The organism is Thalassobaculum fulvum, from assembly GCF_014652915.1.
Taxonomy (GTDB): Bacteria; Pseudomonadota; Alphaproteobacteria; order Thalassobaculales; family Thalassobaculaceae; genus Thalassobaculum_A; species Thalassobaculum_A fulvum.
In genome coordinates this window covers 188,062-201,456 of record NZ_BMZS01000003.1, presented here as the reverse complement: position 1 = coordinate 201,456, position 13,395 = coordinate 188,062, and the positions used below count along the sequence as shown (strand labels likewise).

Annotated in this window: 18 protein-coding genes; 6 read left to right on the top strand and 12 right to left on the bottom strand. The window is 69.8% G+C overall.

Annotation, left to right across the window (positions count from 1 at the left end):
• Positions 1-60 precede the first annotated feature (60 nt).
• From IE246_RS07335 to IE246_RS07315, 5 genes are read right to left on the bottom strand one after another with little or no spacing between them, the layout of a single operon-like run.
• Positions 61-447: a DUF6867 family protein gene (locus tag IE246_RS07335; RefSeq protein WP_189988312.1), complete on the bottom strand. Its 387-nt coding sequence runs from the start codon at positions 445-447 to the stop codon at positions 61-63.
• Positions 447-1,160 carry an ABC transporter ATP-binding protein gene (locus IE246_RS07330; RefSeq protein WP_189988681.1) on the bottom strand — a complete coding sequence of 238 codons (714 nt, stop codon included), beginning with the start codon at positions 1,158-1,160 and terminating at the stop codon, positions 447-449. Before IE246_RS07330 ends, IE246_RS07335 begins: the two co-directional genes overlap by 1 nt.
• On the bottom strand, positions 1,160-1,963 hold the full coding sequence (locus IE246_RS07325) for an ABC transporter ATP-binding protein (protein WP_189988311.1): 804 nt from the start codon (positions 1,961-1,963) through the stop codon (positions 1,160-1,162). Before IE246_RS07325 ends, IE246_RS07330 begins: the two co-directional genes overlap by 1 nt.
• Positions 1,960-3,507, bottom strand: coding sequence for a high-affinity branched-chain amino acid ABC transporter permease LivM (gene livM, locus IE246_RS07320; protein ID WP_189988310.1), 1,548 nt, complete (start codon positions 3,505-3,507; stop codon positions 1,960-1,962). The genes IE246_RS07325 and livM overlap by 4 nt, the downstream gene beginning before the upstream one ends.
• Position 3,508: 1 nt before the next feature.
• Positions 3,509-4,414, bottom strand: a complete 906-nt coding sequence (locus tag IE246_RS07315; protein ID WP_189988309.1) for an ABC transporter permease subunit — start codon at positions 4,412-4,414, stop codon at positions 3,509-3,511.
• A 317-nt stretch (positions 4,415-4,731) separates the two neighbouring features.
• Here IE246_RS07315 and IE246_RS07310 point away from each other — a divergent pair, with 317 nt between their 5' ends.
• From IE246_RS07310 to IE246_RS07295, 4 genes are all read left to right on the top strand, one after another.
• Entirely contained in the window at positions 4,732-5,061 is a 330-nt protein-coding gene (locus IE246_RS07310; protein ID WP_189988308.1) for a hypothetical protein, read from the top strand.
• A gap of 68 nt (positions 5,062-5,129) precedes the next feature.
• The gene (locus tag IE246_RS07305; protein ID WP_189988307.1) at positions 5,130-6,314 is read left to right on the top strand and encodes a hypothetical protein; all 1,185 of its coding nucleotides are present in this window, start codon (positions 5,130-5,132) and stop codon (positions 6,312-6,314) included.
• Positions 6,314-7,489 carry a DUF2061 domain-containing protein gene (locus tag IE246_RS07300; protein WP_189988306.1) on the top strand — a complete coding sequence of 392 codons (1,176 nt, stop codon included), beginning with the start codon at positions 6,314-6,316 and terminating at the stop codon, positions 7,487-7,489. The genes IE246_RS07305 and IE246_RS07300 overlap by 1 nt, the downstream gene beginning before the upstream one ends.
• A 116-nt stretch (positions 7,490-7,605) precedes the next feature.
• Positions 7,606-7,929, top strand: coding sequence for a hypothetical protein (locus IE246_RS07295; RefSeq protein ID WP_189988305.1), 324 nt, complete (start codon positions 7,606-7,608; stop codon positions 7,927-7,929).
• Positions 7,930-7,950: 21 nt separating this feature from the next.
• Here IE246_RS07295 and IE246_RS07290 read toward each other — a convergent pair whose 3' ends face one another.
• The 5 genes from IE246_RS07290 to IE246_RS07270 all read right to left on the bottom strand — a co-directional run bounded on the left by IE246_RS07290 (position 7,951) and on the right by IE246_RS07270 (position 10,340).
• On the bottom strand, positions 7,951-8,358 hold the full coding sequence (locus IE246_RS07290; RefSeq protein WP_189988304.1) for a PaaI family thioesterase: 408 nt from the start codon (positions 8,356-8,358) through the stop codon (positions 7,951-7,953).
• Positions 8,359-8,481: 123 nt separating this feature from the next.
• Positions 8,482-8,685, bottom strand: coding sequence for a hypothetical protein (locus IE246_RS07285; RefSeq protein WP_189988303.1), 204 nt, complete (start codon positions 8,683-8,685; stop codon positions 8,482-8,484).
• Between the two features lie 17 nt (positions 8,686-8,702).
• A complete protein-coding gene (locus IE246_RS07280; protein ID WP_308434477.1) occupies positions 8,703-9,161 on the bottom strand; it encodes a Fur family transcriptional regulator in 459 nt (152 codons plus the stop codon).
• 10 nt (positions 9,162-9,171) lie between these two features.
• Positions 9,172-9,714: a cupin domain-containing protein gene (locus IE246_RS07275; protein WP_189988302.1), complete on the bottom strand. Its 543-nt coding sequence runs from the start codon at positions 9,712-9,714 to the stop codon at positions 9,172-9,174.
• A 92-nt stretch (positions 9,715-9,806) separates the two neighbouring features.
• Complete coding sequence (locus IE246_RS07270) at positions 9,807-10,340, bottom strand: HD domain-containing protein (protein ID WP_189988301.1); 534 nt, start codon at positions 10,338-10,340, stop codon at positions 9,807-9,809.
• A 71-nt stretch (positions 10,341-10,411) separates the two neighbouring features.
• On the opposite strand from IE246_RS07270, the gene IE246_RS07265 reads away from it, so the two are divergent.
• The gene (locus tag IE246_RS07265; RefSeq protein ID WP_189988300.1) at positions 10,412-11,083 is read left to right on the top strand and encodes an aspartate/glutamate racemase family protein; all 672 of its coding nucleotides are present in this window, start codon (positions 10,412-10,414) and stop codon (positions 11,081-11,083) included.
• 6 nt (positions 11,084-11,089) lie between these two features.
• Here the strand turns inward: IE246_RS07265 and IE246_RS07260 are convergent, their stop codons facing one another.
• On the bottom strand, positions 11,090-11,932 hold the full coding sequence (locus IE246_RS07260) for a phytanoyl-CoA dioxygenase family protein (RefSeq protein ID WP_189988299.1): 843 nt from the start codon (positions 11,930-11,932) through the stop codon (positions 11,090-11,092).
• 192 nt (positions 11,933-12,124) lie between these two features.
• Here IE246_RS07260 and otsB point away from each other — a divergent pair, with 192 nt between their 5' ends.
• Positions 12,125-12,940: a trehalose-phosphatase gene (otsB, locus tag IE246_RS07255; RefSeq protein WP_189988298.1), complete on the top strand. Its 816-nt coding sequence runs from the start codon at positions 12,125-12,127 to the stop codon at positions 12,938-12,940.
• Here otsB and IE246_RS07250 read toward each other — a convergent pair.
• The gene (locus IE246_RS07250) at positions 12,930-13,268 is read right to left on the bottom strand and encodes a ParB N-terminal domain-containing protein (protein WP_189988297.1); all 339 of its coding nucleotides are present in this window, start codon (positions 13,266-13,268) and stop codon (positions 12,930-12,932) included. The genes otsB and IE246_RS07250 overlap by 11 nt on opposite strands.
• Between the last annotated feature and the right edge of the window lie 127 nt (positions 13,269-13,395).

Genomic DNA, 13,395 nt, shown 5'->3' with positions numbered 1-13,395 from the left:
GGCGCCGGTCCGGCATGGCGGCCGGGCGGACGGGGACACGCCCCCGTCGCCGCGGGCCCGCTAGTCGGTCGCCGCCTTGGCGTCAGACGCACCGCCAAAGTCGGTACCGGGCAAGGGCCGCCAGCTCAGCAGCCCAGCCCGTTCGTACAGCCACGGGTACTGGGAAACCATCATGTCCACCTGGTTCCACCGGAAGGCCAGCGCCGCGATCGTCGGGAACATGACCAGCGCGATGACGAGGCCGGTCGGGTCCAGCAGCGAGGCGTCGCGCAGCGCGAACAGCAGGAACCGGTCGGCCAGCGCGATCAGCACCGAGTAGCCGAGCGCCACCGGCATCGACCGCCAGGCGCGCGCCGCCGCCTGCCCGGCGAGCCAGCTGCACAGCCCGAACACCAGGGCCAGGATCACGAACACCCACACCGAGGTCGACAGGATCGCCTGGTCCATCACGCGTGCCCTCCCTCGAGATAGGCCGCCTTGACCTCCGGGTTCTCCAGCAGCTCCTGGCCCGTCCCGGTCATGGTGATCTGGCCGGTCACCAGCACGTAGCCGCGATGGGCCAGCCGCAGCGCGTGGTGCGCGTTCTGCTCGACCAGCAGCACCGTCATCCGGCGCTGCGCGTTGATCCGCCGGATCGCCTCGAAGATCTGCTTCACCACCAGCGGCGCCAGGCCGAGCGACGGCTCGTCCAGCAGCAGCAGGGTCGGCTCGCTCATCAGCGCCCGGCCGATCGCCAGCATCTGCTGCTCGCCGCCGGACAGGGTGCCGCCGCGCTGTTGTGCGCGTTCCTTGAGCCGTGGGAACAGCTCGAACACGGCGGCCAGGTTCTCGTCGTAGCGCTCGGGATCGGCGGTCAGCGCGCCCATCCGCAGGTTCTCGAGCACGGTCATGCGCGGGAAGATCCGCCGGCCCTCGGGCGAGCAGGCCACGCCGCGCCGCACGATGTCGTCGGTCCGCTCGGCCGTGATCTCGCTGCCGGCGAAGGTGATGCGGCCGCGCCGGGCCTTGGCGACGCCGCAGATCGTCATCAGCAGGGTCGACTTGCCGGCGCCGTTGGCCCCGATCAGCGCGACGATCTCACCCTCGTCGACGTGCAGGTCGACGCCCTTCAGCGCCTCGATCGCCCCGTAGAAGGTATGCACGCCCTCGACCTGGAGCATCATGCCACCTCCTCCTCGCCGAGATAGGCGGCGATCACGCGCGGGTCGTTCTGAACCTGCTCGGCGGTGCCGTCCGAGATCTTCTTGCCGTAGTCCAGCACGACGATGTGATCGGAGATCCGCATGACGACGCTCATGTCGTGCTCGATCAGCAGGATGCCCACACCCTTCTCGGCCCGCAGCAGCAGCAGCAGGTCGTTCAGCTCGGCGGACTCCCGCGGGTTGAGGCCGGCGGCCGGCTCGTCCAGGCACAGCAGCACCGGGTCGGAGCACATCGCCCGGATGATTTCCAGACGGCGCTGCGCCCCGTACGGCAGGTTGCCGGCCTGCCAGTCGGCGACCTCCACCAGGTTCGCCAGCTCCATGTAGTGGCGCGCCTTCTCGATCGCCGCGTCCTCGGCGTGGCGGTAGTTGGCGAGGCCGAACAGCCCGGCCACCGAATACCAGCTGGCGCGCATCAGGCTGGTATGCTGGGCCACCAGCAGGTTCTCCAGCACCGTCATGCGCGGGAACAGGCGGATGTTCTGGAAGGTCCGCGCCACCTTGGCGTCGCGCCCAATCCGGTAGGCCTCCAGCCGCTCCAGCAGGAAGCGCTCGCCGTCGGCGCGTTCCAGCAGCAGCCGGCCGACCGTCGGCTGGTAGAACCCGGTCAGGCAGTTGAACACCGTGGTCTTGCCGGCGCCGTTCGGCCCGATGATCGCGGTGATCTCGCCGTCCCAGGCGGTGAAGCTCACGTCGTCGACCGCCGTCAGGCCGCCGAACCGCATGGTGAGGTGCTCGACCGTCAGAAGGGCGCGCTTCATTGCGCCACCTCCCCGGCCGCGACCGCCTTGGCGGGCACCGGTCTCCCCGGGGGCGAGCGGTCGGCCAGCAGCACCGACGGCTCGCGATGCGACAGCAGCCCGCGCGGCCGCCAGATCATGATCATCACCAGGCCGGCGCCGAACGCCACCATCCGGTATTCAGCGAGATCGCGGAACACCTCGGGCAGGCCGATCAGCAGCGCCGCCGCGATCGCGATTCCGACCAGCGAGCCCATGCCGCCCATCACCACGATCGCCAGGATGATGGCGCTCTCGATGAAGGTGAAGCTCTCCGGGCTGATGAAGCCCTGGCGGGTGGCGAAGAACGCGCCGGCGAATCCGCCCCAGGCGGCCGAGATGCCGAACGCCGCCAGCTTGACCGTCGTCCGGTTGATGCCGAGCGAGGCGCAGGCGATGTCGTCCTCGCGCAGGGCTTCCCAGGCCCGGCCGATCGGCAGCCGGCGGATCCGGACGGTGAAGACCGCCACCAGCGCCGCCATCGCCACGATCAGGTAGTACAGGAAGATGACCCGATGCTCCGAGGAGTACTCCAGGCCGAAGTACTCGTGGAACGCCGGCAGCCCGTCGGACCCGCGACGCGTCATGGTGGCCAGGCCGAAGAAGTCCGGCCGCGGGATCCCGGAGATGCCGTCCGGGCCGTTGGTGACGTCGTACCAGTTGATCAGGATGATCCGGATGATCTCGCCGAACCCGAGGGTGACGATCGCGAAGTAGTCGCCCCTCAGGCGCAGCACCGGGAACCCGAGGATCAGCCCGAAGGATGCCGCCAGCAGCCCGGCGAACGGCAACGCCAGCCAGAAGCTCACGCCGAGATACTGCGCGCCGAGCGCGTAGGAATAGGCGCCGACCGCGTAGAACGCCACGTAGCCGAGGTCGAGCAGGCCGGCATAGCCGACGATGATGTTGAGCCCCCAGCCGAGCATGACGTAGGTCACGATCAGCGTGCCGACGTCCATCACGTAGCGGTTGGAGAACGGCATGAACGGCAGGGTCAGCGCGAACAGCACGGCGACCGCGGCGAACACCCGCACGAGCTTGCGGACCTGCTCGCCGAGCGACTCCATGCGGGCGTCCCGTTCGGCCTTGCTGATCGCCGAGTTGCGTCGGCTGATCTGCACCGCCGCGCGAATCGCCAGCACGGCGCCGCCGACCCCGAGCAGGAACGCCAGAGTGTAGCTCGGCGAGATCGCCGGCCACCGCTCCAGCCCGAGCACCCCGGCAACCGTGTCGCGGAACAGGTCGAGCAGCCCCACGACCGCCGCCAACGCGCCGCCGGCGGCGACCCAGGTCTCGCGGCCCGGCGTGCGCAGCAGGATGATCCCGAGCCGCCCCATCACCAGGGCGGCGACGATGAACGCGGTGGCGGCCCAGCGCCCCTGCAGCTGCAGCCCGCCGACGTCGTCGATCGTCTCGTAGCTGATCAGCGGGACGGTCAGGGCGAGACCGATCAGGGCGGTGAAGCCGAGTTCCTTGACCAGGGATTCGCCACCCGGCCCCATGGCCGAAGCTATCGATCGGCTCATGTCACACCTTCTCGACTTCGGGACGGCCGAGCAGGCCCTGCGGGCGGAAGATCAGCACCAGGACCAGGATCGAGAACGCCGCGACGTCCTTCCACTCGCTCGAGAAGTACCCGGCCCACAACGCCTCGATCAAGCCGATCAGGATGCCGCCGAGCATCGCGCCCGGCAGCGACCCGATACCCCCGAGCACGGCGGCGGTGAACGCCTTCAGGCCGGCCAGGAAGCCGAGGTAGAAGTCGACCACGCCGTAGTACAGCGTGACCATCACGCCGGCCACCGCCGCCAGCCCGGCCCCCAGCACGAAGGTCAGGGAGACCGTTCGGTCCACGTTGACGCCGAGCAGCGCCGCCATCGTCTTGTCCTGCTCGCAGGCCCGCTGCTGGCGCCCGAGCGAGGTGGTGTTGATGAAGTGCGTGAACCCGGCCATCAGCACCAGCGTCGTCACCACGATCATGATCTGCAGGTACGACAACTGAACCGTGAACGTCCCTTCCTGCATCACCGTGAAGCCGCCCTGGATCATCGGCGGGACCGGCTTGTTGCGGGCGCCCTGCAGCAGCTGCACGTAGTTCTGCAGGAAGATCGACATCCCGATCGCCGAGATCAGCGGCGCCAGGCGGAACGAGCCGCGCAACGGCCGGTACGCCACGCGCTCGACGGTCCAGCCGTAGGCGGCGGTGATCACCATCGAGAACAGCAGAACCAGCATGATCGCCACGACCAGCGGCAGGTTCGAGAACGCCGTGAAGGCGATCACCGCGACGAAGGCACCGATCATGTAGATCTCGCCATGGGCGAAATTGATCATCCCGATGATGCCGTAGACCATGGTGTAGCCGATCGCGATCAACCCGTAGATCGACCCGAGCGTCAGCCCGTTGATCAGCTGCTGGAGCAGATACGCCATATTCCCCCGATCCGGCGACCCGGTTGCCGCGGGAGCGCATTCGGAGACGGCCGGCGGCCGTCATCGACTGCGTTCTCGTCCGGTCCGTGTCTGCCTGTTCCGAGCGCCTTCCCTGCGAGGTCCCGCGATTGTCGCGGTGACGCGCCTGTGCCTGTTGTAGTCCAGCCTCGCGCCGGGATAAAGCCGCCTTCGTTCGACACGACCGTCGACCGCCATTCGCGAAAATATGGATGCGGGACGGACCCGCTTCTGGCTATCCTTACTCGTCGATGATCGCGGGCGGCGTCGCGGCCCGCGCGGGGATCAGGGAGGGATCGTTGACGAAGCAGCTCGCTGGGATCGCGGTGGCGGCCGCACTCGTTGTGGCACCGGTGGCGCCGGCCAAGGCCGGCGAGATCACCACGGAAACCCTCGCGTACACATTTGCGTTCGCGCTCGCCGGCACGGCCGCGGGCGCCATGCTGGTTCCGTATGCCGCCCCGGTCGCCGCGCCGGTCGTTTCCGGCGCGTATGCGGCCACGACATCGGCCCTAAACGGGGCCATCACCGGTCTCGGCAACCTGCTCCTGACCGAACCGCGCATGACCGGCGCGGTGCTCGGCATGGGCGCCGGCCTGGCCGCCGGGCTGTACTTGTACAGCGAGTAGAAGACCGGTTCCCCGACAACGCACGGCCGGCCCCGGCGGGTACCGGCGTCACCTCGATGGTGCGCTCCATGCGAACTGCGTTCTTGCGTCTCCTGTTTCTTGCATTGATTGTATTACTCGCACCGACGCAGCAGGCCGTCGCCGTCGAGCCGGGCGAACGTCACCGGGCCCGGCTGGAACTGCTCGGGCGCCAGATCCCGCTTCCTGCCGGGGAGTGGTCGGTGCTCGGGCGCGGCAGCAACGTCCTGACCAGCGGAAGTCCCGGCGCCTATGGCACCATCGACAACGTGATCCTGGCCCGCCGCGACGGTGAGCGGATCGATGCCCTGGTGGAGATCAACACCAACCGCCTGCATGTGAGCGGCGGGTGGGGAAGCGCGCACGACTGCACCCGCGAGGACAGTCTCGCGCGGGTCGCCTTCTACAAGACGCCGATCGACGGCTTCTGCCTCTTCGTCGTGCCGACGGCGCTCGGCGAGGCCGATGCCCCCGGGCCGGCCGCGTGGACCGACGCCCGGACGGCCCTGCACCAGGGGACCGCCGCCCCGTCTCCGACCTGGCTGACCGTCGGCTTCCGGATTTCGGACCGGCACGACGTACTCGACGTCCGCTACCACTTCGACCCGGACCGGCTGGACCTGCCGCCCGCCGCCGAGACCGCCTGGACGGTCGAAGCCGTACTCGCGGACCCGAAGCGCTACGACGCGGTCAATCAGCTGGCCGCATGGGGCGGACTGGCGGCCGGTCTGGTCGCCGACGGCTTCGAGGGCAAGCTGGCCGAGAAGGCGGCGGCACCGCTGCCGAATGCCTGGGAGGTGCCGGTGCCGAAGGAAGCGGCCGACGCTGTGACCGGCGGCGAAGCGCAGGGACGGGTCAGCCGGACGGCCCGTATCGCCGCCCTCGACGAACTCGCCGAATCCGGCGTGATCACTCGGGAGGACCAGGAGGCCTACCGGAAGGCGATCGAGGAGATGCCGCCGCCGCCGACACCGGACGACTATTACCGGCTGCTGGGCGCCAAGGTCGTGTCCTTCAACTTCTTCCGCGTCTCGGTCGACTACATCCTGGCGTTCGTCGTGACCGTGAACGCGGCGATCTCCGGCTACATCACCGCCACGATCGTCGCGACTCACAGCGTCGCGCAGGTATTCAACGACATGTGGTGGGACAACTACATCGCAGCGCAGGCGACGGCGAACTCCAGCATGGTCGACTTCGTCTATGCCGGCGTGCGCATCGGGGAGCCGGCATGATGACGTTCCATAGCCTCCGCATCGCGACCGCCACCCTCGCCGCCGGCTGCCTTCTCGCCTGGAGCGCATCGGCCGGCGCCCAGTCCATCGGCACGACGGTCAGTGGCACGGTCACCGTCGCCGGCAAGCAGATCCCGCTTCCGGCCGGCGACTTCACGGTGGTCGACGTCGCCCTGACGAGTGCCCGGGTCGTCAAGAGCGGCGTCGAGACGGACCGCCTCGACCTCGGCCCGATACGGAAGACGACGCTCGCCCAGATCGTGGACGGGCGTGTCGGCACGGTCGTGGAGATCGCCGCGAACCTGCTGCCGCACCACGACGGCTGGGGGGCACCCGCCGACTGCTCGCGCAAGGACCTTTATGCCGCGGTCTCGAACTACAAGAGCGGCTGGGACGTCTCCTGCCTGTACCTCAAGCCCCTCCAGGCCGGCGGAAGCGATATGCCCGGCGGCCAGGCGGTCGCCCGCTTCGCCCGCGAGCACGGTGCCGTCGCCTCGGATTTCTGGATCCTGGCCGGACTGCGCGTGGCCGACCGGAGCGACGTCGTCGACGTCCGCTACCACGTCGACCCGGCCGCTCTGGGCATGCCGGCGACCGCCGGCGGGGCGGACCTCTGGAGCCCGGCGGCGATCGAGGGGCAACCGGCTCGGCTGGCGATCGTGAAGGACGTCGCCGCCTGGGCGGCACAGGCGGCCGCCCCGTTGTCGCTCGGCCTGCGCGGCCGGCTCGAGCCGGCCGCCGCCGGCTATCCGCCGATCGCCGGGGCCGCGGCGGTCGACCCGGACGGTGTGGAGCGCGCGAGGCGGGCCGACGCCCTGCAGCAGCTGCGCGCCGCCGGAGCCATTTCCGAGAGCGAATTCGACCGGCAGATGGCCGGCATCGCCGGTCCGGCCGCAGTGGCCGGTGCCGCCGGCTGGACCTATGCCCAGGTCGCCGGCTGGAAGGCCTTCACCTATCGCGTCGTCGTGACCACCATCAACGCCGGGATCGACTACGTCTTCATCGGCCGGCCGTTCGCCGCCGGCGTGCTGGTGATTCTTCAGGTTGTGGTCAACACGACGAAGTTCTTCTTCCACGAGATGATGTGGCAGGAGATGTTCGGCATCAGCCCACTGCAGCGCGACACGCCCAACATCGTCGAGTTCGGCCGGATCGTCACGGCGTCGTCGAACTGACGCCCGCCATGGGGTGGCGGCGGCGACCGCTTGGGCTTAGCCTCGCAGCATGAGGGCCTCGCAGCACGAGGTCGCGGGTCGGAGACCCGGCCCGACGGGCATCGAAGGAGGGGATCTTGAGAAAGCTAGCCATTGGCGTCGCCGTCGTCACCGCCCTGGCGTCGGCTCCGGTCGCACCGGCCGCCGCCGAGACGAGCCTGAGCGGGGCGGCCCTGACCACCGTATCGGCCGTCGCCGGCGCCGCAGCCGGCGTGGTGCTGGTGCCCTATCTCCTGCCGACCGCGGCCCCGGCGGTCGCCGGTGCCTACACGGTCACAGCTACGGCCGTGAACAACGCCCTGGTGACCCTCGGCAACGTCGTGATCGCGCAGCCGCAGGTCGCGGGGGCGGTGATCGGCATCGGTGCCGGCATCATCGTCGGCGACTACCTGTTCAATTAGCTTCCCACCGCGACGGGCGGACTACCGGGCCTTCAGCACCATCTGCGTCTGGGTGGTGAGGGATACCAGCCTGCCCGCGGCGGTCTCGATCCGGGTCTGCCAGACCTGGGTGCGGCCGCCGCGATGCACCGGCGTGGCCGTCGCCACGAGCGCGGCGCCCTCGGGTGCGGCGCCGAGGAAATTGGTCTTGCTCTCGATGGTCGTGGTGCCGTCGCCCTCGGCAAGGTTGGCGACCGTCGCCACGGCACCGACGGTATCGGCGAACGCCATCAACGCACCGCCATGGGCGATCGCCGGCATGGTGCAGAGGTCCTCGCGGACGGCAAGTTCGGCGGTCACCCGCTCGGTCCCGACCTCGGTGAACCGGATGCCCAACAGACGGGCGAACGGCAGCAACCGGGCATTCGCCTCTTCGACGGTCAACGGCATGGCGTCCTCCGCAAGCGGTGTCCGCACACTCTAGACCCGCAAACGGATCGCGCGACTACCTGACGGGTAGTCGCGCGTCGGACAGCATCGGATCGGACCGCGCCGGGTCGGGCGCCGGCCGGTTCAGGGCAGCCAGTCGGCGATCACGAACGGAACACGCTGGCGCGGCACTTCCGGATGATGCCAGGAGTACACGGTCTCCGCCGCCTCGAAGGCCACGCGCTCATCGGCACCACGGCCCCGCAGGCTGGCGTAGGTCCGCAGGACAGCCTGGCGGCACGCCGCGGTGACCGGGCAGTTCGGATCGAGGTAGTCGCGTTCGACCATGATGACCGGGCCCTCGCTCAATGCTTCTTCTTGCGGCGCACGCCGAACAGCTCGAGATGATGATCGACCAGCTCGAAGCCGAGATCATGGGCGATCCGCTTCTTCAGGTCCTCGAGTTCCTGGTTGTAGAACTCGATCACCTCGCCGCTCTCGACGTCGATCATGTGGTGGTGGTGGTCCTCCGGGCCGGACTTGCGCTCGTAGCGGGCCCGGCCGTCGCCGAAGTCCCGCTTGGAGACGATGCTCATCTCCTCGAACAGCTTCATGGTCCGGTAGATGGTGGCGAGCGAGATAGACGAATCGATCGCCTTGACCCGGTCGTACAGTTCTTCGGCGTCGGGATGATCCTCGGAGTCCGACAGGACGCGGGCGATCACCCGACGGGGTTCCGTCATGCGGAGCCCCTTCTCGGCGCACAGCGCCTCGATCCTCGACAGCACCCCGGCCTCGCCCACCGCTTCGTCCTCGACGACCACCGTTCCGTCCTCAGTTAACGCCGATGCTCTGAATCACTTCGGCCTTGCCGTGCGCCGTGTCGAACTTCAGCCGCTCGACCGTCTCCAGGTCGGTGCCGGTTACCCGCACGAAGCGCGCGCCGGCCGGATAGTCGATGGCGTGGATCGCACCGACGTCGTAGAGGCCGGCGTGACCCGGCGTCAGCCGGTAGGTCTTCACGTGCTCGAGCTCGGCATCGCCGGCCCCGGTCTTGCCGTCGACCCGGCGGTACTCGCTCATGTCGGTGTACTCGGTGGCCTGCCCGTAGATCGCCCAGGAGGTGCCGTGGTTGTGCGGCGGCGACTTGCGGGCGTCCTTGTTCACATGCGCCAGCACGACGAAATCGAAGTCCGGATCGCGGTAGATCTGGTGCGTACCGAGTTCGGCGTCCGGCCCGCAGACCGACTCGACGAACGCCTCGTTCTTCAGCAGCGCCTCGAGGTTCCGACGGATCGTCTCCTTGCCGCCAGGGCCGGGATCCGCGCGAAGCGCGGCGTTCGCATCCTTGCAGAACTGCTCGAAAGTATAGGCCATCTGCCTGCCTCCGGTCTGATCGACTGCCTTGCTCAGCGACAATCTACGCCACCGGTCCGGCCACGACAACGCCGGGGCGCCGCGTCGCGGCGTCACGCGGACAGCAGCCGCTCCATCCGGTCCCGGTAGGCCTCGACCGGGGCGACGACCAGACCCTCCACCTTGCCGCAGTCGTCCCACTCCCGGACCCTGAGGGCCGCCTGCAGGTGGGGCTCGGCCTCGAACGCACGCACCTCCTCGGGCGACATCGGACCGCCCTGGTGGGCGAGCGTGTGGGTCGAGGCAGCCGACAGCCGGGCCGCGTAGCCCGGGTCGATCGCCACCCGATAGCGCTTGGCGGCGACGTGCATGCGCACCGGCGCCACCACCGCTTCCGGGAAATGCCGTGCCAGGAACGCCGCCCCGCCGACGTCGTGGCGATGGACGCCGAAGCCGTCGTCCGGCTCCTCGATCAGGTGGCCGATGTCGTGCAGCAGCGCAGCGATCACCAGCGCCTCGCCGGCGCCCTCGCGGTCGGCCAGCGCCGCGCACTGCAGCGCGTGCTCGGCCTGGGTCACGTCCTCGCCATAGGGCTCCTGCCCCTTGGTCTCGAACAGCTCGATGATGTGGTCGACGACGGCGCTCATGGCCGGACGATAGCGCCCGCCTCCGAGGTCGTCGATACTTCCCGCCACCCCGGCCCTGGAGGATGACGACGATGACCGAAAAGGCCCCGCGGATCGCGTTGATCCACGCCACACCGCTGGCGATCGAGCCGGTCAACGAGGCGTTCCGACGGTTGTGGCCGGCGGCCGAGGCCCGCAACCTGCTGGACGATTCCCTGGCGCCCGACCTGGCCCGGACCGGGCAACTCGACGAGGCGATGGTCGAGCGGTTCCGGCGTCTGGCCGCCTACACGGTCGACTGCGGTGCCGACGCAATCCTCTTCACCTGCTCGGCCTTCGGCCCGGCGATCGATCGGGCGGCCCGGGACCAGGCGCCGCGGCCGGTGCTCAAGCCGAACGAGGCGATGTTCGCGGAGGCGATGGGGCTCGGTACCCGGATCGGCATGGTCGCCACCTTCGCGCCGAGCCTGCCGCCGATGCAGGCGGAGTTCGCCGCCATGGCGAAGGCCGCAGGGTCGCCGGCGCGGCTGGAGACCGCCTGCACCCCGGACGCCATGCCGGCGCTCGCCGCCGGCGACGCCGCGACCCACGACCGCCTGGTGGCGGAGGCGGCGGCCGGCCTCGCCCACTGCGACGCCCTGCTGCTGGCGCAGTTCTCGATGGCCCGCGCCCGCGACGCCGTGACGGAGCGGGTCGGGGTACCGGTGCTGACCAGCCCGGACAGCGCGGTCGTCATGCTGCAGCGTCGGCTCGTCGCCGGCTGACGCCGGCTAAACCCGGGTGTGCGCCGGCTGGCCGGCCACGCCCTTGTAGAGCACGCCCTGGCGGAACTCCATGATCCGCCTGTGCTCGGCCCGGGCCGCCGCGTCCATGTCGGCGACCGGCGGCTTCTCGTGGATGAAGTGGCCGTAGCGGTCCTCGCCGCGCACCAGCAGGGCGGAGTCCTGGTCGCCGTTGATCTGCCGGACATAGGGCGGGACGTAGCGGATGGCGATTCCGATCCGGCGGTCGTCGCTGCGGTTCGGCTCGGAGGCGTGGGCCGCGAGCACGTGGTGCAGCGAGATCTCGCCCGGCTGCAGCGGCATCGGCACCGCCTCGTCCTCGTTCACCTCGACCGCGAGTTCCTGGCCGCGGGTCAGCAGGTTCTCCTTGGCGAGCGTGTCGCGGTGCTCGACCTGGTTCCAGGTCTGGCTGCCGGGAATGATCTTCATGCAGCCGCTGAGCTCGGTCGCCGGCGACAGCGCCAGCCAGGCGGTGACCACGTCCGGCTTGTCGAGCCCCCAGTAGGTCGCGTCCTGGTGCCAGGATACGAAGCCCGGGTTGTGCGCGTCCTTCACGAACAGCGACAGGCCCCAGCAGAACAGGTCCGGCCCCAGCACGTCCTCGACCGCGTCCAGGATCCGGGGATGCATCGCCAGCTCGGCCGCCCAGGTCTGCAGCAGGTACAGCTTGGCGCCCTTGGACAGCTCGTACCAGCCGCCCTGTGCCGCCTCGTAGGCCTCGAACCGGCGCCGGTAGGCGGCCGCCGTCTCCGGGTCCATCACCCGGAACGGCGAGGCATAGCCGTCCCGGTGGTAGGCCGCGATCTGATCGTCGGACAGCATCTTGCCCATGCGTTCCCTCCATCCGCCGGCTGAACCGGTCTCCATCCGGCACGGAGCGTAGAACCACCGGCGCGGCGCCGCAAACGGTCGGAGTCCCGGACGGCTGGAACCCGGACCGGTGAGCCCGCCGATCTGAGGGCTTGCTCCATCACCCATGATCGCCCAAGAGTCCGGCGACTCACATCGGACCCGGCTTGTTCCATGCACCCGGCCCTGCCGCGATCGCTCGACTCCGCCGCCGACCAGGCGGCCCTGTTGGTCCGCCTGGGGACCGGCCCGCTGCTGATCGGCCTCGATTTCGACGGCACCCTGGCGCCGATCGTCGACCGGCCGGAAGGGGCCGGGATCGACGACGCCATGCGCTCCCGCCTGACGGCCCTCGCCGCCCTGGTGCCGACCGCCGTGGTCAGCGGTCGCGACCTGGACGACCTCGGCCGCCGCGTGGCGGCCCCTGGCGCCATTCTGGTCGGATCCCACGGCATCGAGATCGCCTACCCGGGCGACGGCGTGGAACGCGCGCCCGGGCTGGAACGGAGCGACGCCGCGCTCGGCGCGCTGATCCGGGATCTCCGCGCGGCGACCGCCGACCTGTCCGGCGTCCTGGTCGAGCCGAAGCGCCACTCCGTCGCGGTGCACTGGCGGCTCGCCGGCCCGGCCGAGGAGGCCGCCGCCGAGCGGATCGTCGAGGAGGCGTCCGGATCGTTCCCGGCGTTCCGGATCGGTCGCGGCAAGAAGGTCGCCGAGTTCCGGCCGGCGATCGAGCGCGACAAGGGGTCGGCGGTCGGGCTGCTGCGCGACCACGCGGCGGCCGGCGGCGGCGTGCCTTCGGTGCTCTATATCGGCGACGACGTGACGGACGAGGATGCGTTCCGGGCGCTCGATCCGGACAGGGACACAGGGATCCTGGTGGCCACCCCGCCGCGCCACAGCGCGGCCGGCTGGTGCCTGGCGGATACCGCGGCGGTGGCCGACTTCCTGGACCGGTTGATCGAGGTCCGGTGCGGCCTCAGTCCATGAGGCAGCAGGAAACCAGCTCGTCGCCACGATAGAGGGCCGCGGCGAAGCGGTGGTTGCCGTCCTGGATCAGGCCGTCGCGGATGGTGATCGAGCAGCGGTTCGGCCGGATGTTCCGGATCAGCCAGGCGATGCGGCCGGCGTGCTCGGCGGCCGGCACCGGCTTGTTCGGATCGCGGCTGTCGTCCGGCTCGATCAGATGGTCGTTGGCCAGGTGATGCTCGATCAGGCCGTCGTCGACCGTCACGTCGCCGGCCCAGCGCGGATAGCCGGTCACGCCGGTCATCGCCATGACGTCACGGACGGGCAGGGTCGCGAGTCGGATCGCCATCGGCGGCCTCTCTCCGGAATCTCGAAGGGGGAACGCACCGGCGGACCGGACAATCCCGATGTCTGGAAACGTCACGGAGGCCCCGCGAATGCGGCGACCTCCGTGACAACGGCGCGTATATACGGTT